At 42.2% G+C, this 21281-nt stretch carries 17 protein-coding genes; 9 read left to right on the plus strand and 8 right to left on the minus strand.

Annotated elements, in window-relative coordinates:
* Positions 1 to 79 precede the first annotated feature (79 nt).
* The 5 genes from ICL16_RS06375 to ICL16_RS06395 all read left to right on the plus strand — a co-directional run bounded on the left by ICL16_RS06375 (position 80) and on the right by ICL16_RS06395 (position 4098).
* Entirely contained in the window at positions 80 to 307 is a 228-nt protein-coding gene (locus ICL16_RS06375; protein ID WP_190826020.1) for a Calvin cycle protein CP12, read from the plus strand.
* A gap of 185 nt (positions 308 to 492) precedes the next feature.
* Entirely contained in the window at positions 493 to 1083 is a 591-nt protein-coding gene (locus ICL16_RS06380) for a DUF3177 family protein (protein WP_190826021.1), read from the plus strand.
* Between the two features lie 58 nt (positions 1084 to 1141).
* Positions 1142 to 1438: a DUF7734 family protein gene (locus ICL16_RS06385; protein WP_190826022.1), complete on the plus strand. Its 297-nt coding sequence runs from the start codon at positions 1142 to 1144 to the stop codon at positions 1436 to 1438.
* Between the two features lie 312 nt (positions 1439 to 1750).
* On the plus strand, positions 1751 to 3373 hold the full coding sequence (guaA, locus tag ICL16_RS06390; protein ID WP_190826023.1) for a glutamine-hydrolyzing GMP synthase: 1623 nt from the start codon (positions 1751 to 1753) through the stop codon (positions 3371 to 3373).
* A gap of 284 nt (positions 3374 to 3657) precedes the next feature.
* The gene (locus ICL16_RS06395; RefSeq protein WP_190826050.1) at positions 3658 to 4098 is read left to right on the plus strand and encodes a response regulator; all 441 of its coding nucleotides are present in this window, start codon (positions 3658 to 3660) and stop codon (positions 4096 to 4098) included.
* 3 nt (positions 4099 to 4101) lie between these two features.
* On the opposite strand, the gene cdf31 is transcribed toward ICL16_RS06395, so the two are convergent.
* Positions 4102 to 4989, minus strand: a complete 888-nt coding sequence (gene cdf31 / locus ICL16_RS06400; RefSeq protein ID WP_190826024.1) for a CDF family zinc efflux transporter Cdf31 — start codon at positions 4987 to 4989, stop codon at positions 4102 to 4104.
* Positions 4990 to 5142: 153 nt separating this feature from the next.
* On the opposite strand from cdf31, the gene ICL16_RS06405 reads away from it, so the two are divergent.
* Positions 5143 to 5493, plus strand: a complete 351-nt coding sequence (locus ICL16_RS06405) for a hypothetical protein (protein WP_190826025.1) — start codon at positions 5143 to 5145, stop codon at positions 5491 to 5493.
* A 124-nt stretch (positions 5494 to 5617) separates the two neighbouring features.
* On the opposite strand, the gene ICL16_RS06410 is transcribed toward ICL16_RS06405, so the two are convergent.
* A complete protein-coding gene (locus ICL16_RS06410) occupies positions 5618 to 5854 on the minus strand; it encodes a DUF4327 family protein (protein ID WP_190826026.1) in 237 nt (78 codons plus the stop codon).
* A gap of 520 nt (positions 5855 to 6374) precedes the next feature.
* On the opposite strand from ICL16_RS06410, the gene ICL16_RS06415 reads away from it, so the two are divergent.
* Positions 6375 to 6512: a hypothetical protein gene (locus ICL16_RS06415; protein ID WP_190826027.1), complete on the plus strand. Its 138-nt coding sequence runs from the start codon at positions 6375 to 6377 to the stop codon at positions 6510 to 6512.
* A 308-nt stretch (positions 6513 to 6820) separates the two neighbouring features.
* Here the strand turns inward: ICL16_RS06415 and ICL16_RS06420 are convergent, their stop codons facing one another.
* The 5 genes from ICL16_RS06420 to ICL16_RS06440 form a co-directional block, all read right to left on the minus strand.
* Entirely contained in the window at positions 6821 to 7828 is a 1008-nt protein-coding gene (locus ICL16_RS06420) for a formylglycine-generating enzyme family protein (RefSeq protein WP_190826028.1), read from the minus strand.
* Positions 7829 to 7883: 55 nt separating this feature from the next.
* Positions 7884 to 9266 (minus strand): sulfatase, encoded by a 1383-nt coding sequence (locus ICL16_RS06425; protein ID WP_190826029.1) that lies wholly within the window; start codon positions 9264 to 9266, stop codon positions 7884 to 7886.
* A gap of 214 nt (positions 9267 to 9480) precedes the next feature.
* On the minus strand, positions 9481 to 9978 hold the full coding sequence (locus ICL16_RS06430) for a DUF427 domain-containing protein (protein ID WP_190826030.1): 498 nt from the start codon (positions 9976 to 9978) through the stop codon (positions 9481 to 9483).
* A gap of 203 nt (positions 9979 to 10181) precedes the next feature.
* Positions 10182 to 11759: a beta-barrel domain-containing protein gene (locus ICL16_RS06435; RefSeq protein WP_190826031.1), complete on the minus strand. Its 1578-nt coding sequence runs from the start codon at positions 11757 to 11759 to the stop codon at positions 10182 to 10184.
* A gap of 86 nt (positions 11760 to 11845) precedes the next feature.
* Positions 11846 to 14821, minus strand: coding sequence for a peptidase domain-containing ABC transporter (locus ICL16_RS06440; RefSeq protein WP_190826032.1), 2976 nt, complete (start codon positions 14819 to 14821; stop codon positions 11846 to 11848).
* A gap of 441 nt (positions 14822 to 15262) precedes the next feature.
* Between ICL16_RS06440 and ICL16_RS06445 the strand changes: the two genes are divergently transcribed.
* A complete protein-coding gene (locus ICL16_RS06445; RefSeq protein ID WP_190826033.1) occupies positions 15263 to 15799 on the plus strand; it encodes a MarR family winged helix-turn-helix transcriptional regulator in 537 nt (178 codons plus the stop codon).
* 23 nt (positions 15800 to 15822) lie between these two features.
* Positions 15823 to 16128: an RNA recognition motif domain-containing protein gene (locus ICL16_RS06450; protein WP_190826034.1), complete on the plus strand. Its 306-nt coding sequence runs from the start codon at positions 15823 to 15825 to the stop codon at positions 16126 to 16128.
* A gap of 31 nt (positions 16129 to 16159) precedes the next feature.
* Here ICL16_RS06450 and ICL16_RS06455 read toward each other — a convergent pair whose 3' ends face one another.
* Positions 16160 to 21058: a DUF4347 domain-containing protein gene (locus ICL16_RS06455; protein ID WP_190826035.1), complete on the minus strand. Its 4899-nt coding sequence runs from the start codon at positions 21056 to 21058 to the stop codon at positions 16160 to 16162.
* Positions 21059 to 21281 lie beyond the last annotated feature (223 nt).

Raw genomic sequence — 21281 nt, forward strand, 5'->3', positions numbered from 1 at the left:
TAGAGAGATGGTGTCAAAAACTATCCCAAACTGAACTTTTTCTATACTAGTATTAACAACACAGCAGAAAACTAAAACAATGAACAACATCAACATCCAAGACCAAATTGAACAAGAAGTTGAGCAAGCCCGTGCCACCTGTGACACATCAGGTAGCAACTCAGCAGAATGTGCAGCGGCTTGGGATGCAGTGGAAGAACTGCAAGCAGAAGCTTCTCACCGACGCCAAGCTAAGCCCAAAAACTCTCTTGAGAAGTATTGTGATGCCAACCCAGAGGCAGATGAGTGTAGAGTTTACGAAGATTAATTTTTTGCCCGAAAAACAGAACTCAGTTGTCAGCAGAAAATTTAGTCTCAGTCCCGAAAAATACTCTACCAAGCTGAGTGCTGAGTGCTAAGTTCTGTTCTTTCTGACAGTCCCTCGATCAAAAATCGGGGGACTGTTAGCTTATAAGCAAGTAATATTTATGATTAACCTTGTATGAAAAAATTATGGACAAAGTTTGGTTTCGCCCGTTAGTCTGGTTAGATTACCGCTTAGCATTGTTATTCCTGGTAATTATCCCTGTAATTTTACTAATTTGGGTGTTGGTACAAAAAGCAGAAGTGATACAACGCTTATTGATAATTTACTGGCGGGTGTCAAGTTTGCTAGCAATTACGGTATACTTAGGTATAGGGGAATTTGGAGTTAGCTTTATTTCTGGATTGATGGCAAGGATTTTGATCCCCATTTCACTCTGGTTCTGGGTGGATCTTAATGATGAAATAGAAGATCAGCCCATGTCCCCTTTAAAGCTGATTTTTACCTCTTGGCGTTGGGCTGTATCTGTGTACTGCGGCTTAAGTGCATTAGCCTCAATACCTTTTTTGGTTTGCGCTTTTTCGGAAACAGCAATCAAAACAGACTTCTGCCGTGTCTGGTTTGAGCCACCGTTACTTTATAAAGATTATTTCCATCATAATACCAAACCAGGTTTCCTCGGCTTTATCGGTATTATTGCTTTAATAGCTTATGTGCTTTACTTAAGCTACTTTGTCATAATTAAGCTAGGCAAGCAAGGGCGATCAGCGACACAGTAAAGAGGAGTCAGTTGTAGAGACGCTCCGCCGGAGCGTCTGTATAGGAGTCAAAAGACAAATGCAATCCATAGGTAAGCGACTCGAACAATACACCACTAAACGTCCCCAAGAAGTTTTACTTGTATCCGTGGAAATTGCAGGTGAAGAAGATCAGATTGCCATTTTTCGAGGTTTTTCTAGTTCTTTAATGCGTTCAACTGCATTTGATCCTGACGTGCCTGTGCTACCGGATGAAGCGAAAATTGTGAAAATAGACCGAGTAGCAAGTCCTTATCATCCTGAATCCCCAAGGTATATCCAACAAGGATTGACTTGGGAATCTATGCTAACCCTATTGTCGGAAGTCGGAGTATAAAGGTTGTAGTCAGGGCTTCAGGACTGAAGTGCTGAATAAGAAAGAATTAGAGACGTTCCGCTGGAACGTCTCTACGGAATTGCTTGTACTTAAATGCAAGATTATGTTAATTTACTATAAAAATTATCAAAAATTGAAATAAACATCTTTTTAAGTAACCACTCTAGGGTAATTTTTTCTTCTTAATACCCACGCGAATTCATCAGCTAGACAGACGCACTTAATCTGTGAGTTTGTCCAAGATTAACTGAAAGTTACAAGCAAGACATAGTACTGTCGTTGCCTCAAATTATCCCTACCTCACATGCCATTATGAATACAGCGGTGACTCTACCAATCGAACAAACGCCCCAAACAGTGGAATATTTGGGGGAGATTAATCGCCAAATCATTGTCATTCTCGACTTTGGCTCTCAGTATTCTGAACTAATTGCCCGCCGGATTCGAGAAACTCAAGTATACTCTGAAGTTCTTTCTTATCGCACCACAGCGGAACAATTACGTAAGCTCAATCCCAAGGGAATTATTTTATCTGGTGGTCCGTCTTCAGTTTATGATGATGGCGCTCCCCATTGCGACCCAGAAATTTGGAATTTGGGCATTCCAATTTTGGGTGTGTGCTACGGGATGCAGTTAATGGTGCAACTTCTGGGTGGAGAAGTGGCAAAGGCAGACAGAGGTGAGTATGGCAAAGCGTCGTTGTATATAGACGATCCCACAGATTTGCTCACCAATGTTGAAGATGGCACAACTATGTGGATGAGTCATGGAGACTCTGTAACTCAAATGCCCCCAGGATTTGAATTACTGGCACATACAGAGAATACACCTTGTGCAGCGATCGCCGATCATGAAAAGAAATTATACGGTGTTCAGTTTCATCCCGAAGTAGTGCATTCTATAGGTGGTATTGCGCTGATCCGCAATTTTGTTTACCACATCTGTGAATGCGAACCAACTTGGACAACTGCTGCTTTTGTTGAAGAAGCAATTCGCGAAATTCGTGCTAAAGTTGGCGATAAAAGGGTACTTTTAGCTCTTTCTGGTGGAGTAGATTCTTCTACTCTCGCATTTTTGCTCCACAAAGCAATTGGCGATCAACTTACTTGCGTGTTTATCGATCAAGGCTTTATGCGGAAGTACGAGCCAGAACGCTTGATTAAGTTGTTCTCTGAGCAGTTTCATATTCCTGTAGAGTATGTCAAAGCTCGCGAACGCTTCCTCAACGCGCTCGCTGGTGTCACCGATCCCGAAGAAAAGCGTCGTATAATTGGACACGAATTTATCAGTACTTTTGAGGAAGCATCCAAACGCCTGGGGCCCTTCGATTATCTAGCACAAGGCACTTTATATCCAGACGTGATTGAATCTGCTAATACCAATGTTGACCCACAAACTGGAGAACGAGTAGCAGTAAAAATTAAGAGCCATCACAACGTTGGCGGTTTACCTAAAGATCTAAGATTCAAATTAGTGGAACCACTGCGTAAACTGTTTAAGGATGAAGTTCGCAAAGTAGGGCGTTCTATTGGTTTACCAGAAGAAATTGTCAGACGTCATCCTTTTCCAGGTCCTGGTTTAGCAATTCGCATTTTAGGCGAAGTTACGGCTGAACGGTTAAATATTCTACGTGATGCTGACTTGATTGTTCGGCAAGAAATCAACCAGCGCGGACTATACCACGAATATTGGCAATCTTTTGCTGTATTGCTACCTATTCGCAGTGTAGGCGTAATGGGTGACCAACGTACCTATGCTTACCCCATCGTCTTGCGGATTGTACAAAGTGAAGATGGAATGACCGCTGATTGGGCGCGTGTACCTTACGATGTGCTAGAAGTTATTTCTAACCGAATTGTTAATGAGGTAAAAGGTGTGAACCGTGTGGTTTATGACATCACATCTAAACCACCTGGGACTATTGAGTGGGAGTAATTGAACGAAGGCTATTTGATGGCAATACACGTAGGTTGGGCATTGCCCAACCTACAAAGTAACAATTAATTTCGTCTTCTTGTGATAGCTGCCAAGTCCATGTCAACTCATTGATTATGATGAGTTTATGTTATCATGCTAATCAAGCATTCAAGAAGTTGAATAATGTTCACTCTAACCACAATTAAAATTAATTGGTTTCAGTGTGACTACATAATTTTTATGAATAGCTGATTTGATTAAAATGGACATTAGTAGCAGGGGGAAGATTGGGAACAATAATGATGGGAGAAAATTCTCTTTGCAATAATGCTAATACCGATGCCAGCCTTTCTTCCCTGCCTTTGGCTGATTTAAAAGTTCTTGTTGTTGATGATGACGAAGATAGCCGCTTCTACATTTCTACAGTATTGGAAGAAGATGGAGCAAATGTCACCACAGTAAAATCAGCAGCAGAGGCGATGGAAGTGTTACCAAAGATACAACCTAATGTTTTAGTTTGTGATATTGGGATGCCGGGAGAAGATGGTTACTCTTTAATCCGCAAGATACGTGCTCTCAATGCTGACAAAGGTGGGTGTATACCCGCAGTAGCATTAACCGCCTATGCTGACAGCGAAGATCGTGTCCGCGCCCTTGAAGCTGGTTTTCAAACCCATGTAGCTAAACCAGTCGATCCAGAAGCTTTAGTCGCTGTGATCGTAAATTTAGTTCCTCAAGATTGAATGCTAAAAGGTGATGTGGCTGGATTGGTAAGTTGGCGGTTCTACATGAATTAAAATCCGCACAGGACTGAAGCGTTGCTCAAGCCGCTTTTCTACTTCCTCTGTAATTCTATGTGCAGTTTCTACTTCCTTTTCATCCACAATTAGATGCATTTCGATGAAGACTTGGTGTCCAACAACACCGCGAGAAGCGATGTCATGACAGTTAATCACACCAGGAACGCTCATGGCGATCGCATGAATTACCTCTGGTGCAATCGCCATTCGATCTACTAGTGTTGGTAAATTTTCTTTTAAAACAGACCAGCCACTCCAAAATACTAACAAAGCTACCGGAAAAGCTAACACTACATCTAACCACTGATAGCCCAACCACACACCAATCAAACCACCAATTACCGAAATAGTTACCCAAACATCGCTCATGGTATGTTTTGCATCAGCAATTAAAATTGCGCTACCGACCCGATGACCTTGAGCACGTTCGTAATATGCTACGAAAATATTAATCCCCAGCACAACCAGTAATAACCATAACTCTGGTGGTGATATTTTCACAGGTTGCCCACCTTTAATAATTCGTTCCATTGCCCCTTGGAGAATTTCAAAACAAGCTATGCCTAAGAAGGCAGAAATTCCCAATGCACCCACTGCTTCAAATTTTTGGTGTCCATAGGGATGCTCTCGGTCAGGAAGTGGAGAAGAAAATTTACTGGCAACCAATCCTAAAATATTGTTAGCACTATCTGTTACACTATGCAAAGCATCAGCTAGTAAACTGAGAGAACCTGTTATTGTCCCCACAAAAGCTTTCAATCCCATCACAAATAAGTTAAGTATGAGGGTGATAATTAAAACCCTTTGAACTATGGCACGACGATCTACAGTCATAAAGTGATTTTTATATCATGTTCTCTGACTGTAAAACAAAAAGATACCCGACTTCGTGAATAAGTCAAGTATCTTTGTAAAACAAAAAGATACCTGACTTTTTTGAGAAGTCGGGTATCTTAATCTTTGATGTACAGTTTTGACAGATAGCTCATGTCTCCAAGTAATCTGACATTGAACCTAGTGGAAGGTTCTGTCTGTTTTAGTTTTTCACCTCAAGCAGCACGGGAATTAAAGGCGGCTATGGATGAGTTAATGCAAAGCTTAAAAGCTGTTGCGGCGAAAACCACCTCCAAAGGCGGTATTAGTCCTCAACGCCCAATGGAATACCGTTACACGGGGGAAGTGTTTCTCGAAATTTTTTGTAATCCCAATATTTGGCCCTCTCCTTTCGCCGCTAAAGTTCTACTCACTGTACGCGATCCCAACATCCGCTTGACTACATCCGCTGAACTCACTCGCATTCTAGAAGATTTGAATCAGTATTTGGAGCAATTCGCGTAAATCACAAAAAAATTCCGGAGCAGCCACACACCTGAAACTGCTCCGGTAAAAAATTTACTTTTATTGGTAGAGGCAACATTAGCTGCCTATTCTTTATCTGGTTGAATCTGAAATAAAAAATTGATTAATCATTTTCCCATTCTTCTCGACCAATCAGATCGGCAATGCGATCGCGTAACAAGAAGTCGCACTTTTCTAACTCACACTCAATGCACACCCATTCTCTTGCTGGAATGTACTGGCACAAGGTATAAATTGGCTGCTGGCGACTAACTAAACCTCTTTGCACCAGTCGGCGTGCTTCTTCTTGAATCACGTCTAGAGAATAGTAGCTAATAGAAGGCACCGTATTAACACTCATTGTTTTTACTCACAAATTAACACGTAAGTAGGGTTCCCTAAATTTCTTAGGAACAAACATCCACTGGAATAAACTTGTCACTAAGGTTTTGTATTTTCGTATACGGAACTATTTTCATTTTGACGCTACATATCCTCAAATTATATGAAGATATATTACAAAAGTCAACAATTTCTGACATTTGTTTCTACTCTATCCTAAATGAAAAAAGATGTGGTTGATTTCACTAACTTGAGGTATCGCTTAAGTTGTACTTCCTTGTTAGGGAGAATACTGTGGAAATATACATTTGGTCAGGTTTTGCGCAATGTTATTTACATAGCCAACAACGTCCGAATAGCGAATGTCTAAAGCTACTGACATCTGTTCAGAGGAGAAAATACAACGAATATCGACGAGACGCAAGAGTATAAACTGCGGCACAATACAAAGGCTAACGTACATTACTAAAAATTGTCTCTCATGATTTTTTAACTATTTCTTAAACAATTTCTCATCTCCTTTGGTCAATTTAGTCTGAGTGCAAACAAGATGGGCAAGGATAAAGGTCTGTAGTAAAGTTGAATGGTTGGCGATCGCCAGTACTAATGACTTTGATGCAGCAACCTTTAATTTAAGAGATTATCCTAGTTTGGGAGGACAGTGTAATTGCTGGTGAAGTATGGTGTGCAAAATCACAACTTAACATATCACGAACCACCATGAGGCGATCAATTCATTTTCTGAGAAATTGTTAAGTTTTATCTCTATTATGAATATTTGTAATATCACAAGAGAGTAATAAAAGATTTGCTATGTTGCCAAATGTCATTAGCAATGGTAAACGCACAAAGTATTTGATCCCGACCCAGAAGCAAATATAGTGATATTTAAACAGATGTAACTATGTCGTGTCTGTAATTAGCTTAGCTAACTTTCTCAGATTAAATGTTATTTAGATAACTTAAAGCAATTTAAAACAGCTAGCTAGATATTGATTACACAACGAAAGCCAATGTGGCAAGTTGATGTATCTACCGTTTCTGGATGACGCGCCGCTGGACGATATCGCTGACAGTAGTTAGGCGCACAGAGAAAGGAACCACCTTTAACTACTTTCCTGGGTATTTGTGATGGTGTAGTTAGATCAATACTCTCTTGTTGGGTTCCACCTCTGGGGTTAACTGGTATACAGCAAGATTTAGTTTTATTTTCTGGATGATGTTGTCGATACCAGTCTGTTGTCCACTCCCAGACGTTACCGATCATATCAAAAAGACCATAACCATTGGCAGGGTATGAACCGACAGGCTCTGCTCCTGGGGGGTGTGGTTTTCGGTATGTTGTGGGAAACTTACCTTCCCATGTGTTTGCCATTCGCTTACCCTTGGGCATAAATTCATTGCCCCAAGCATAAACAGCACCATCTAACCCACCGCGTGCAGCAAACTCCCACTGTGCTTCTGTTGGTAAAGATTTGCCAGCCCAAGTGGCATAAGCAAGCGCATCTTCATAAGCAATTTGTACCACTGGATAATTTTCGCATCCCTTGATAGAACTTTTAGGACCAGTTGGATGTCGCCAGTTAGCACCTGGTACGTAAACCCACCAGCTTAAAGTTTTCAAAGTTACTGGATATTTCGGTTGCTCAAATACTGCCGAGCCTGGTACTAATAACTCCGGTATTGCGCCTGGGTAATCTTCCAGCTTGGGTTGACGTTCCGCTACAGTCACGTAACCAGTTGCTTTCACAAAACGTTGGAACTGTTTGTTAGTGACTGTGTAGCGATCCATCCAAAAACCATCTACACTAACTTGATGAGCTGGGCTTTCTTCAGGGTAGTGGCGATCGCTCCCCATCATAAAAGTGCCACTCTTGATCCAAACCATATCTCGATCTGGCGGTTTCCCAGGACTTTTGACAGCAAGATGCTTGGAGCTACTAACCGAAACTCCCTGTTCTAGAGCCTCTTGGCGTGATATAGGTTCCTGCATGAATCGCTTGTCCTTGCAAACTCGAAGAAATTAAAGATTTTTCCATCCAAAATTTTTATCCTGGGTAAGGCAGCACTTGGGCATCCCATTGCCCAAATCGCTCCCTTAGCTGCCGCAACACTTTGGGATAGTCGTTTTTGAGATCGGTTTGTTCGCCTTCGTCGTTAGCAAGATTGAACAGATATTCATTTTCCCCCAACCGCAAGTACTTCCAATCCCCGCTTCTCACTGCTGCTTGAAGTTGTCCTGGAGAACTGCCCGCCAGATTAGATTTGTAGCGCCAGAATAGCGTTCTTTTGTTAACAGGTTTTCTACGTTGAAGCAGAGGAAGCAAATTTTGACCATCAAGAGGATAGTTTGGATCGCTTGAAGTGCCTGTTGCTGCCAGAAGTGTTGCTGTCCAGTCAAAAGTGATGATGGGTTGGTTACTCACTTGGTTAGGTTGAATTACTCTAGGCCACCGGATAAATGCGGGGACTCGCAAACCCCCTTCGTATAAAATGCCCTTTCTCCCTTGAAATGGTCCAAGATCAGAATATCTCTCTCCCCCGTTATCGCTAGTAAAAATGACGATGGTGTTATCAGCCTGTCCAGACTCTTTCAGCGCTTGCAATACTCTACCAACTCCGTCATCTAAACTCTTCAATATAGCTGCATAGGTTTGCCTTGAGCCTCCTGCAGTGAAATTATTCACGTTGTAAAAAGTTCTACTTAATTCCTCATCTTCTGGTCCTTCCCAAGGCCAATGAGGTGCATTGTAGTGAAGGCTTAAGTAAAATGGGCGATCGCGCTCTCTTGTAATGAACTCAATGGCACGCTCAGTATATAAGTCTGTCGCATAGCCAGAAATTTCTACAGGCTCCTCACCTTCATAAAAATCAGGAGTTCCACTTCCATCCTTATGAGTAAAGTAATCAATTGCGCCACTGTAGTTGCCAAAGAATTCATCATACCCACTCTTGAGGGGACCGTATGTAGGCAGATAGCCGCTATGCCACTTACCAACTAATGCTGTTTCATAACCATTAGCTTTTAATAAGGAAGCAATTGTTGGCACCTCCGGTGGCAGCCCCACACTATCACCAATTTGTCGTGAATTAGCTAAAGGTTCTTGAAGACCAACTGGCAGTCGTGCTGGATACCGACCAGTGAAGAAGCCGATTCGTGTTGGCGTGCAAACGGTTTGCGCTGAGTAGGCGTTGGTGAATCGCGTTCCCTCCCTTGCCAACTGGTCTAAATTTGGCGTTTGATATTCCTGTCCATAAATACCGATATCGCCCCAGCCTAAATCATCTGTCAAAATGAACAGTACATTCGGACGCTTTTGTCTCGCAGAAAAAGCGGGAAGCTGAGAACTTGCTGCACTCAATAGTGTAGTTGCAACTGCAGTTCCTACAAATTCGCGCCGACCAATTCTTCTTAGCTTGCGTTGATTCATTTGTCTGACTCCTGGTTAAGTGTGCATAGGTTGCTCTTAGAGGCATAACAGGTGTTGTACCCCTACCAATCATAAAATACGGTTACTCGGTAGTGTTAAAGTATTAAATTGGTAAATGAAGACATAATTGCATATCTTGAAGTGCAAAGCAAGTACTTTATCCACAAAAATCACACACCAAAGAAGCCCGACAAATGAATGCGAAGTCGGGCTTCTACCAGCCCCAACTACCTGGAATACCTTTAAACGGACCAACGACATCACTGGTAATCCAACCACCGTAGAAGTTTCCTGGTTGAGGTTGGACTTTTTCGCCATCCACGTAGCAAGCATCCATCATATGAGCATAAAAAGCTACATAGTCTTTAAGAGATGCAAAGGCTGGTGTAGGCACAGGATAGTACCATGCAGCATTTTGAGCTTCTTTGTCACCAACGCGGATTGTGTAATAACCAGCACGTCCTTTCCACTCGCAAAAACTTGATTGCGGTACTTGAATTAAGTATTCTATCTTGATATCTGCTGGTGGGATGTAATAACCAGGTGGATGACTGGTTTCTAAAACACGTTTTGCAGCTTTGGTATCAGCAATAGTGACACCGTTAAAGATGATTTGAATATGTTTGTTCGTGTCTTCAAGTCTGGGTGGACGAGGATAGTCCCAGACTGATTCTTGTCCGGGTTGAGGTTCAATGGGTTGGGGTCTAAACATTTTGAATTGAGAATACTTTATGATGATGATATGATGCCCAAGAAATTTATTTCTTGGCTTAAAGCTCAAGTCAGAAGATCTGACTAAATAAATCTTTCAGTCCGTTTTAACGGACTTTAGCTTTCAGCCTTGAACTTGAGTTCAAGGCTTACTCACGGTGAGGTGCAAGATCTCATTTAACGCACCCCACAAAATATTAAATCCTAGCGTACTTGTTTGAGACTATCAACTTGCTGAGTGAACATATCAGTAAATAGGCTCATCACAGTTCGTTCCTCGCGGACTTTAATGTTGGCGGTAATCGACATACCCGATTGTAAGGAAATATCTCTACCCTTAATATTTAATTGTTGTTTATCCAAACGGACTCTGACTGGGAAACGATAATACTGATGTGTTTGATCTGGAGGTAAAGCATCTGAAGCTACCGAAACTACTTCTCCTTTAATATCTCCAAATTCGCTATAAGGAAAGGAGTCAACTCTCACATCAACTTTCATTCCTTCCCTCACAAAACCAATGTCTTTGTTGGTAACAAAAGTCTCAGCAATGTAGCTATCTGTTGGTACTATTTGGAGTAGTTTTTGAGTGGTATTAGCTACAAAACCAGGATTTTTTGCTTGTAAATCGAAAATTGTTCCAGCGACAGGAGCGCGAAGTGCCTGATATTTGACATTCATCTGGCTTTGCGCAATTTTACTGTTAATTTCCGTCAGTTGCTTTTCGTTATCTATCAAAATTCTACTTAATTGACTGTCGATTTCAGCTATACGCTGTTTGTTATCAGCTATTTTATCTAGTACAGTTTTATCAGAAACAGCTACAGTGTTGTTTGCCTGTTGTTGTCCTTGCTGAATTTCATATTGTATCCGTTGTCCTTCTTCAGTTAATGAGGCAATTTGCGCGGCGATTTCTTGAACTTTTTGTTTTTGTTGAAGATACTGAAGTTGTGCGATCGCACCTTCTTCTGCTAATATTTTCATCTTATTCATAATCTGCTGTTCAATCGCCAAACTAGCTTTGCTTGCGCCGATTTGAACTTGATTTTGTGTCAGTTTTTTCCGCGATTGTTCAACTTGTAACCGAGCTGCTGCCGAGCGTGAATCTGACTCTTTCTTTGCTGCTTGTAAACGATCTCTTTCATCAGATCCTAAATCAGCCCCCGGAGCAGAGTTTTTTAATTGAGTCCGTAACAAACTGTTGTCGGCAATTACCGCCGCCCGACTTTTTAAGAGAAAAGCTGCTTCTTTTGATAAGTTACCGCGCAAAAACTCCACTTCAGCTGCTAACCCAGATCCCGCTTCCATTAAACGACGGTAAATTTGGTTTTCTTGAATTACTGCTGCACGAATTTTCTTTAAAGAATCTAGTTCAGCTGTGGTAGCCGTAGAATCAAAAAGTATCAGTAAATCTCCTGGTTTGACCTGTTGTCCATCTTTAACATAAACTGCTTTCACTACTCCATTTACAGGAGCCTGAATTTCTTTGACTGTTCCTTCTGGCTTTAATTGACCTTGTGCGGGAATAACTTGCTCAATTTTAGCTACACATGCCCAAGCAATGCCAAAACAAGCTAACATCATCAATGTTACTAGAATTGCCCGTGACCAAACTGGAGATTGACGCAGTACAACAGACTGCTCCAATGAGTGATTGAACTCGTTAAATGATGATTTTTTAGGAGCTTTAGATTCAGCAGTTAGTACCTGCGAGTCTTGTTTACTGGCTTGATGCTTACCATTGCTATTATTGCCGTTAAGATGTCCATTTAGTAGAGTCATAAGAATTTTGGATTTTAGATTGATTTTAGATTGAGAATTGCTAATAGCTAATTGTAACGATTAGCTATTAGCTATTAGCCATTCCTTTACAGCTTCGCTTCTTGTTGATTGTATAGGTAGTAATAGTGACCTTTAAGAGCCATTAAATCGTCATGGCTTCCTTGTTCGATCACCTTACCTGCTTCCATAACAACGATAACATCTGCATTTTTGATCGTGTTCAGACGGTGGGTAATAAAAAATACTGTGCTACCCTTGAATGCCTTGGCTAAATTCAAACAAACTTGTCTTTCTGTAGGGTAATCTAGAGCGCTAGTTGCTTCATCTAAAACTAACAATTTTGGTTTTTGTAAAACCGAACGAGCTATGGCAATTCTTTGTTTTTGTCCCCCGGAAAGTCCAGCACCTCTTTCACCCACTCGCGTATTATATCCGTTGGGTAAATTCATAATAAATTCATGAGCCGCTCCAATTTTTGCCGCTTCAATAATTTCCTCTGTGCTGGCATCGGGATTGGTAAGTGCAATGTTTTCTTGAACTGTGCCATCAAATAACAGTGTATCTTGCGGAACTACACCAACCTGTCTGCGTAGGGAATAAAGTTCTATTTTGGTAATATCATAACCATCTACGAAGATTCTGCCTGCCTCTGGTTCATAAAGTCTGAGTAGCAACTTCACCAACGTACTTTTTCCTGAACCACTTTGTCCGACTACGGCGACAAATGTCCCGGCGGAAAATTCGAGATTGATATTACACAGTTGCAAGGGACCATTTGTCGCAAATCGGAAGGAAATATTTTCATATTTCACTGTTCCCTCAATTGGGGGTAAGGGAATATTTTGGCGATCTTTCTCGGCTTCTTGCGGTGTGTCAACAATATCACTTAAACGTTCCAAAGACAAAGCTGTTTCTTGGAAGCTTTGCCAAATTTGTGCTAGGCGTAATATGGGGCTAGTAACGTAACCTGAGATAATTCTAAAGGCGATTAATTCCCCTAATGTTAATTCTCCTTGGAGTACTAAATATGCTCCTACCCATAAAACTAGCAAACTACTGAGTTTATTGAGAAAGCTACTAGTCGAACTAGCCAGGGTGGAGGTTATGACTGTTTTAAAACCAGCCGCTACATAACGAGCATAACGCTCTTGCCAGGAAAAACGAGCGCGTAATTCAATATTTTGCGCTTTTACTGTTTGAATCCCCGACATTACTTCAACTAAATAAGATTGAGTGTCGGAGTTACGTTCTGCTTTGTTGCGTAACTGTTTACTAACTGTAGGAGATGCTATTAAGGTGAGGAGGACAAAGATGGGGATTGTGCCTAAACCAACTAGGGTAAGTTGCCAACTGTAAAATAGCATTACGACGATATAAACTACCGAGAATAATGCATCTAACCCCACTGTTAATGCTGTGCCTGTGAGGAATTGGCGGATGTTTTCTAATTCGTTAATCCGTGTGGATAGTTCCCCTACAGGGCGGCGTTCAAAATAGCGTAGTGGTAACCGCAGCAAGTGATCGATGATTTCTGAACCTAACCCCATGTCAATGCGGTTGGTGGTATCGACAAATAGGTAAGTCCGTAGTGTACTTAATACTGCTTCAAATAGCCCTACTACTAATAGTAAAGCTCCCAACACATGCAGTGTACTGATACTATTTTGAGCAATTACTTTGTCGATAATTAACTGGATTACTAGTGGATTTGCTAGGGCTGCTAACTGTACGAAAAAGGAAGCGATAAATACTTCTATGAGTACTCGGCGGTAGCGGGACAAATAGGGAGTAAACCATTGAACTCCAAAGCGGCGCTGAGGTGTTGCGCTAGTAATAGAAATTAGTAAGACTCTGACTTGAGGCGGATAGCTGCTTTCCTCTACCTCTAGTTTGCCGCTTAATTCAGCAGGTTTACAACGTACTATTCCTTTTGTTGGTACACCCACTACTACAGAGTTTGCTTGCGCTTCGTATAAAACTGCATAGCTACCTGCGTAACGAATTAGTGCTGGTGTAGGAATGCGGGTTACTGCTGAGGCGGGTATATCTACTAATTGCGCTCTTAGTCCGATTAACTCTGTTAGGTAGGCACAAAGTTGAAATGATATGCTTCCTTGGCGTTTAAATTGATCGGTTAAAATGCGACGAATTACATCTTTGCGAAAGGGCATGGACAAGTGCTTTGATAGCATTTGGAAACAGGCGATCGCTTCATTTAATTGTCCCTTCCCGCCATAGAATGGATATGTTTTTGACTTTCTACTCTTGGGTGTTGTTGATTCTGGTGGTAGTTCTGGTGCGTAGGGAATTTCATCTTCAACTCCCCTGGGGATGCTATCTTGTACTTGCGGTTGTGTTTGATCTAGTAGTGATAAATCCCACGGACGTAATCCTACTAGCCGCAAAGTTCCCTTTGCTTCGATCGCTCCTTCTCCATCTATTGATTGCAATCGCTCTCCCACCGAGAAGTTGGTGAGATTTTTCCCACCACTGACAAACCATATACTTTCACTATCAAGTTTGTTGAACTTGGTTCTTCCTGGTGGTATGTAATGTACCTTCGCTTCTGTTAAGGCGTGTTGAGTGAATTCTTTAAGTTCTATCCCTGCTTTTGCTTGCTGTTCTACCTGTACACTGAGTATATCAAATACCTCTACTATATGAGTACAGTTTTTCCGCACCGCCGCAAACTCAGGATAGTCTAATAAGCGTAAATACTCTGCCGCACTGATCGTTAAACATGTCATTTCTGTGGATGCTATTACTGTCTCGCAAGCTACCTCCCTTAACAAGCTAATTTCGCCGATAATTGCTCCTGGTTCTAGCAATTGTAGGGTAATTGGCATTTTTGTGCGGGGATCGTATCCTAATAAGCGAGCCTTCCCTTCATAGATAATTACCACTTGATCAGACATTCTTTCTTTGCCAAGGATCTTCTGACCGATGCGGTAGCGCCACGCTTGCACTTTTTCTGATAGATTAGTAATTACCGATGTTGGTAATTTGTCAAATCCTTCCAGGTTGGCTATGAATTCTGGGACAGTACTCTGGAGATAAGTCATAACGATTTTGGTTTTTGGTTCTTGAACTTGGTAGACCAACCTAAACTAATAATGTTTATTTTTGTAAAAAATTCGTTTTGTCAATATGGGGAAACTGGGTTTCTCCACTATATTATTTAATTATGTGAATTATTATACATGGATTTTGCCCTCTACTTCTGTAAAAGTGGGCAATGCAGAAAAAATCTACATTGCCCACTGGAATAAATTGTCTCAAACAATATGGTAAGAAAAAGTAGAGACTTATTACGAGTTAGTTAAGATTGTGTAATTGATTTTTTTTTAGATTTTATTATAGTTTTTTACTGTTTTAATAATTCTCTCCTATCACCAACGCCTCTGGAGGCTGTTTTCCCGTATAAAGTTGAGATTTTGAGGAAATCATTTGCTGAAAAAACGTTTATTGTGATAACATTAGTGTAACAAACGTTTGGCGAAGATATGAAAAGAAAAATTTCTCATCGTCCCACTAGTTCAAGTGCATCGTCGAGTACGGCAAGTAATCAAAGTGCCTCTGTGGATTGGGAACCCCTGCCTTCATGTCTGAGCTGTTGGACGGGTTTCGTACTGCACTGGGTGGCAGACTTGGGTGAACAGTTTTTTACCAACACCGTAGCACCGCTGGGATTGCGCCCAAATCAAGTTGTGATTCTACAGTTACTAGCGTCAGAAGGTCCAATCGTACAAGCAAGATTGAGTGATAAACTCCGTGTGGATAAAGCCACAATGGTTACTCTTTTAAATGAACTGGAAAGCCAGGGTTTGATAGAAAGACAACCTCATCGATGCGATCGCCGCGCTTTTGAGGTACATATTTTAGAAGCTGGTTTGCAACGTCTTCAAGAAGCAGAGAAAGTATCAATCGCGGCGACAAAACACTTCTTCGGCGCACTGACTCCTACCGAACAGCAAACTCTTCACGATTTGTTATCACGTCTTGCTACCAACAACGCCCCACACCTACCTCCTTCTAAGTAATAAGTTAAAAGGAACAATATTATATGACACTTTTAATTCAGAACTTGCCCCAAGAAGCTACTCCAGCAAACGTTGTGGAATTGCTAGAAGAGTATGGCACTGTTAAACATATATTTCTTGCCAAAGACTGGCAGACAGACACAGGACTTAGATTTGCTTTTGTCGAAATGTCTGTCAAGGCTTATGAAAAGTTAGCCATATCTGATTTAAATGGTAGTCAATGGCAGGGTACTCAATTGCAAATTAGAGAAGTTAAATCAAAAGAGTCTAAGGAGGATAGCACCTCCTTAGAAGCGATGGCAGACGGCGATCAATGTGATTTTTGGTAGCTGTAGATAGGGTATATGCCCGAACTACAACCTATCCAACACTAAACTTCATTTTGACAGTGATATCGTTGTAGTCCATATCACCACCGTTAGGCATGTCTTCAAAGCCAAAGCAGTTATTGCCCAGAAGACGAACATGGTCAACGTTACCTGAGTTTGCACCTAAAAATGTGAACTTCACATCAAGATCTTTATTCCCTTTCCCAGAAAGAAAATCTTCTGCACTGCCGTTAGCAATCAAAAATGGGGCAAAAAGTGAACCAGCAGCGAAAGTTCCACTGAAAGTAGCCGTAGTTTGGTTGCCCACTTTCAACTCCATTCCCGTCAGGCGATCGCGTACTGCAGCTTGAGCATAGCCAGCTTCCCCTGGACGCAAGTCAGCTTTACCATCACCATCGATATCGATACCACCATTGATATCAGCAATCTTATAGAAACCAATGCAATTGTTGTATGCGGCTTCTCTGTTAACGGTAAATTCAGCTTTTACCTGACTTGTCACCGTGCGGAAATCAAGTAATTCTCCTTGAGAAGTTCCTTGAAGAGCTGTACCTAGAGGTGCAGCTTCATTTGTTGTTTTTAGGCTGACAGTAAAATCTTGAGAAACAGAAATGTTACTACTAGTTTTCCAAGCTAAAGAGAACTCTCCGTTACCCTTATCGATCACATCTTGCGAGGCGTCAGCAAAGAGTACTTCTGCGTTTGAACCACCTACAACTGCATCAACTGTACTATTCTTCACCAAGAAGAATCGCAAGCGTGTTTGTGAGCTAAACTCAAGTACACTTGACAAGTCAGTATCAAACCCACTGGGAAGGTTAGCAATTGATGAGAAAATTACCTTGGCTCTTGCCATTGCTGCTTGGACGTAACCTTGTGCACCAGGGGCAATACCGTTAATTTTGCCTTCATCGTCGTCAACGACACACACACCCAGTTCATTCACAAAATTAGAACTGGTTTGAGACAAGGAGATTTTGATTTTTACTTTGTCACTGCTACTGCTATTTGAGTCCCCTTCAAATTGGAAAATATTTTTAGATTTCACTTTGAGGGAGAAACCAGTTTTGCCAGTGTTGTTAGTATTGCCTTTGTCGTCATTATCGTCATCATCATCATCATCGTCATCGTCATCGTCATCGTCATCATCGTCATTAATGATATTTTTGACGGTAAGTGCAGCACTGCCAGTCACACTACTAAAGGCATTGGTGAAACTGTCGGTGGTGTCGAAAGTCAAGCCATTGCTACCAATGGTTTGATCCCAAGCACGGAAGGAAATAGCACTACCAAGATCTCCGCTGAAGTTAGCGTTAGGCTGGAAGTAGATACGGGTAGAGGTATCAGATGCGAGTAAGAGGGCGTTAGTTATGGATACAGAAGTTAGTGCCTTCCACTCCGTGCCGTTGTTGATGCTGTAGAACCAACTACCTTTAGTGGTATCAAGACTAGTGATGGCGATACCAGTCAGTGCGTCAGTGTCGTCGTCAGTGACGTTACCACCTTTACTAACGATGGAGGAAATTAAAGTACCAACTTGTCCTTTAGGTACGCCTGCGCCTTTGTCAATAGCGTTGAGGTTAACTGTGATGTTGCTGAGCGTTGGAGTGGTGTTAACACTAATGAAAGCAGTTTTAGTAACGTTACTGAATGCATCAGTGAAACCGTTAGTGGCATCAAAAGTTGAGCCGTTGTTGCCAACGGTTTGATCCCAAGCACGGAAAGTGATCGCGTCACTAATCTTGCCGTTGAAGCTTGCTTTGGGCTGGAAGTAAATGCGGGTAGAGAGATTGGCAGCTAATAAAAAGGCACTATTTTGAGATACAGATAATGTTTTCCACTCTTTACCATCGTCGAGGCTATAGAACAAACTACCGTTGGTGGTATTGGTATTAGTGATAGCAATACCAGTGAGTGAGTTAGGGTCAGAATCGGTAATGTGAACACCTAACTTAACTAAGTCTGAAACTAGAGTACCAACAGTCCCCTTCGCTTCCCCTGCATTTTTGCTAATCGCTTTGAATTTAACTTCGGTGTCTTTGAAAGTGGGAGCAGTATTGGTAGTAGCTTCTTTGACAGTAATTGCCGCAACGTCAGTAGCAGTACTAAAAGTTGTCATGCCACTTACTGTGGTGTCCACTCCAGTCTGACCGTTAGTGCCAGTAGTTTGATCCCAAGCACTAAAGGTAATGACATCGCTGACAGTACCTGTATAATTAGCTGTGGGTTGGAAGTATAAACGTGTACTAGTATTAGCCGCTAGCAGCAGGGCACTGGTTTGAGAAACACTGGTCAGTTTTGTCCAGTTAGCACCATCGTTGATGCTATAGAACAAATCACCGTTGGTACTAATGCCAGTGATCGCAATCCCAGTCATTGCTCCAGTGTCTGGATCTGTGACGTTAGCACCTGTACCTGTAAGCTTGACTAGTTCCGAAACTAGAGTACCAACTTGCTGACCATCAACAGGTGCAGTGGCATTTTTATTTACTTCCTTAAGCTTGACATCAACGCTGCTGTTGAGAGTGGGTGCAGTGTTGGGGGTGGTAACGTCCTTAACAGTAATTGCCGCAGTATCAGTCGCACTACTAAAAGCAGTAACACTAGCTACGGTAGTGTCCGTCATTTTACCGTTCATGCCAGTAGTTTGATCCCAAGCATGGAAAGTGATCAGGTCGCTGATAGTGCCTGTGTAGTTAGCTGTGGGCTGGAAGTACAAGCGAGTTATGCCATCAGCTGCTAGCAGTAGAGCGCTGGTTTGAGAAACGCTGGTGAGTTTTGTCCAGTTAGCACCATCGTTAATGCTGTAGAATAAACTACCGTTGTTGCTATCAAAAGTTGTGATGGCAATCCCGGTCATTGCTCCAGTGTCAGGGTCAGTGACGTTGGCATCTGTACCTGTTCCTGTAAGCTTGACTAGTTCTGAAATCAGAATGCCAACTTGCTGACCATCAACAGGTGCAGTAGCATTTTTGTTCACTTCTCCAAGCTTGACATCTATTGTGTTGTCGAGAACTGGAGCAGTGTTGACGCTAATTGCCGCAGTATCAGTCGTACTACTAAAAGCTGTAACACCAGCTACGGTGGTGTCGAGCATTTTTCCGTTAGTGCCAGTAGTTTGATCCCAAGCATGGAAAGTGATCAGGTCGCTGATAGTGCCTGTGTAGTCGGTATTCGGCTGGAAGTACAAGCGAGTCATGCCATCAGCCGCTAGCAGTAGAGCGCTGGTTTGAGAAACATTGGTCAGTGGTGTCCAGTTGGCGCCATCGTTGATGCTGTAGAACAAACTACCGTCGGTGATGTTGATACTAGTAATGGCAATTCCGGTCATTGCTCCCATGTCAGGGTCGGTGACGTTAGCACCTGTAACCATGAGCTTGACTAGTTCTGACACGAGAGTACCAGCTGGCTGACCATCAGTAGGTGCAAGAGTATTTTTGCTCACATCCCCTAGCTTGACTTCAATGCTGCTGTCGAGGACGGGTGCAGTGTTGACGATAATTGCCGCAGTATCAGTCGCACTACTAAAAGCAGTAACGCCAGCTACGGTAGTGTCCGTCATCTGACCGTTAGTGCCAGTAGTTTGATCCCAAGCATGGAAGGTAATGACATCACTGACAATGCCCGTGTAATCGGCTGTGGGCTGGAAGTACAAGCGGGTCATGCTGTCAGCCGCTAGCACTAAAGCGCTGGTTTGAGAAACATTGATTAGTTTTGTCCAGTTAGCACCATCGTTGATGCTGTAGAATAAACTACCACTACTGCTGATGCCAGTGATGGCAATACCAGTCATTGCGCCAGTGTCTGGATCTATGACGTTAGCACCATCCGTAAGCTTGACTAGTTGCGAAACTAAAGTACCAACTACTTGACCATCAACAGGTGCAAGAGCATTTTTGCTCACATCTCCAAGTTTGACATCAACGCTGTTATCGAGGACGGGAGAAGTGTTGACGCTAATTGCCACAGTATCAGTCATACTACTAAAAGCAGTAGAGTCCCCGTTAGTAGTGGTATCGGCTAATAGACCATTAAAGCCAGTACTTTGGTCCCAAGCACGGAAGGTAATGAGGTTGCTGACAGTGCCCGTGTAGTCGGTATTCGGCTGGAAGTACACGCGGGTTAAAGCATCAGCCGCCAGCTGCAAGGCTTGAGCGTCGCTTACCCCCACTTCTGATATATCGAGCCAATTGCTGCCATCATCAACACTGTAGTACAAAGTGCCGTTGGAGATGTCTACACTAGTAATTGCAATTCCCGTGTCTGTACTATCTGAGTCAGTGACGTTAGTACTTAGGCTGACTAGAGAAGAAACTAGAGTTCCAACCGCCCCTGCTGGTGCGCCAGTATTTTTGCTTATATCTCCAAGCTTAATTTCCTTAGTACTATCGAGGATGGGTGCAGCAAGTACTCCAGGATATGCAGCAAGGGCTTCTTGCTGGAATGCCAGGGTTTGAACTCCTCCAACTGCCGATCCAACTGTGACTTCTAAGTCCCAGTTACCACCTAATGCAGCGTTACCCGTTTTGGTGGTAGAGGCGGCAATATTTGCTCCAGTCAGTTGGTGTAACTTAGCGATAAATTCTGCCCCAGCGTCACCTGCAGCGACGTTACAACCGTAGAGGAGGAGGGAGGGGGAGTGGGGGAGAGAGGGAGTGGGGGGGAACCAGGTTTGTAGTTGTTCTGCATAGCCTTCTAGAGTACTGAGGCTGAGTTCGCTGTTGCCCAGATAGAGGGTTCCTGGAGAGCCGTGAGAGACAATATGGATACTTTCTACTCCACTGCGCTCTGATAGTATCTGAGTAATTTGTGCTACTCCATTTTTTTCAGGTTCAAGAACAATAGCCTCAATACCTGTTACAACAAATTTCAGTAAAATTTCGTAGAAACTTACAGAAGAATCAACAAAAAGAATGCTTGTATTTTTCATATCTGGTTACTTACCAGTACTAAAGTCTTACATTTACATCGTTCCCAAAAATCGCATGTAATTTTCATGAGTTAACAACAAAGATCAGCTTTTTTTGAAAAAATTTTACATAACATTTGCTCTAAGTAGCTCACAGCTTAGCTAACCAAGTAAAAAGCGTGTAAATATAAATTTATATGAATAATATTTCAGTAAAATTGCTGAGGTGGTTCAAGAAATAAAA

Origin of the sequence: Iningainema tapete BLCC-T55 (assembly GCF_014698965.1) — a bacterium.
Taxonomy (GTDB): domain Bacteria; phylum Cyanobacteriota; class Cyanobacteriia; order Cyanobacteriales; family Nostocaceae; genus Iningainema; species Iningainema tapete.

Excerpts from the sequence above, each read along its gene's own strand:
- ICL16_RS06375 (WP_190826020.1), top strand. The coding sequence starts at position 80 with ATGAACAACATCAACATCCAAGACCAAATTGAACAAGAAGTTGAGCAA.
- ICL16_RS06380 (WP_190826021.1), top strand. The coding sequence starts at position 493 with ATGGACAAAGTTTGGTTTCGCCCGTTAGTCTGGTTAGATTACCGCTTA.
- ICL16_RS06385 (WP_190826022.1), top strand. The coding sequence starts at position 1,142 with ATGCAATCCATAGGTAAGCGACTCGAACAATACACCACTAAACGTCCC.
- guaA (WP_190826023.1), top strand. The coding sequence starts at position 1,751 with ATGAATACAGCGGTGACTCTACCAATCGAACAAACGCCCCAAACAGTG.
- ICL16_RS06395 (WP_190826050.1), top strand. The coding sequence starts at position 3,658 with ATGGGAGAAAATTCTCTTTGCAATAATGCTAATACCGATGCCAGCCTT.
- cdf31 (WP_190826024.1), bottom strand. The coding sequence starts at position 4,989 with ATGACTGTAGATCGTCGTGCCATAGTTCAAAGGGTTTTAATTATCACC.
- ICL16_RS06405 (WP_190826025.1), top strand. The coding sequence starts at position 5,143 with ATGTCTCCAAGTAATCTGACATTGAACCTAGTGGAAGGTTCTGTCTGT.
- ICL16_RS06410 (WP_190826026.1), bottom strand. The coding sequence starts at position 5,854 with ATGAGTGTTAATACGGTGCCTTCTATTAGCTACTATTCTCTAGACGTG.
- ICL16_RS06420 (WP_190826028.1), bottom strand. The coding sequence starts at position 7,828 with ATGCAGGAACCTATATCACGCCAAGAGGCTCTAGAACAGGGAGTTTCG.
- ICL16_RS06425 (WP_190826029.1), bottom strand. The coding sequence starts at position 9,266 with ATGAATCAACGCAAGCTAAGAAGAATTGGTCGGCGCGAATTTGTAGGA.
- ICL16_RS06430 (WP_190826030.1), bottom strand. The coding sequence starts at position 9,978 with ATGTTTAGACCCCAACCCATTGAACCTCAACCCGGACAAGAATCAGTC.
- ICL16_RS06435 (WP_190826031.1), bottom strand. The coding sequence starts at position 11,759 with ATGACTCTACTAAATGGACATCTTAACGGCAATAATAGCAATGGTAAG.
- ICL16_RS06440 (WP_190826032.1), bottom strand. The coding sequence starts at position 14,821 with ATGACTTATCTCCAGAGTACTGTCCCAGAATTCATAGCCAACCTGGAA.
- ICL16_RS06445 (WP_190826033.1), top strand. The coding sequence starts at position 15,263 with ATGAAAAGAAAAATTTCTCATCGTCCCACTAGTTCAAGTGCATCGTCG.
- ICL16_RS06450 (WP_190826034.1), top strand. The coding sequence starts at position 15,823 with ATGACACTTTTAATTCAGAACTTGCCCCAAGAAGCTACTCCAGCAAAC.
- ICL16_RS06455 (WP_190826035.1), bottom strand. The coding sequence starts at position 21,058 with ATGAAAAATACAAGCATTCTTTTTGTTGATTCTTCTGTAAGTTTCTAC.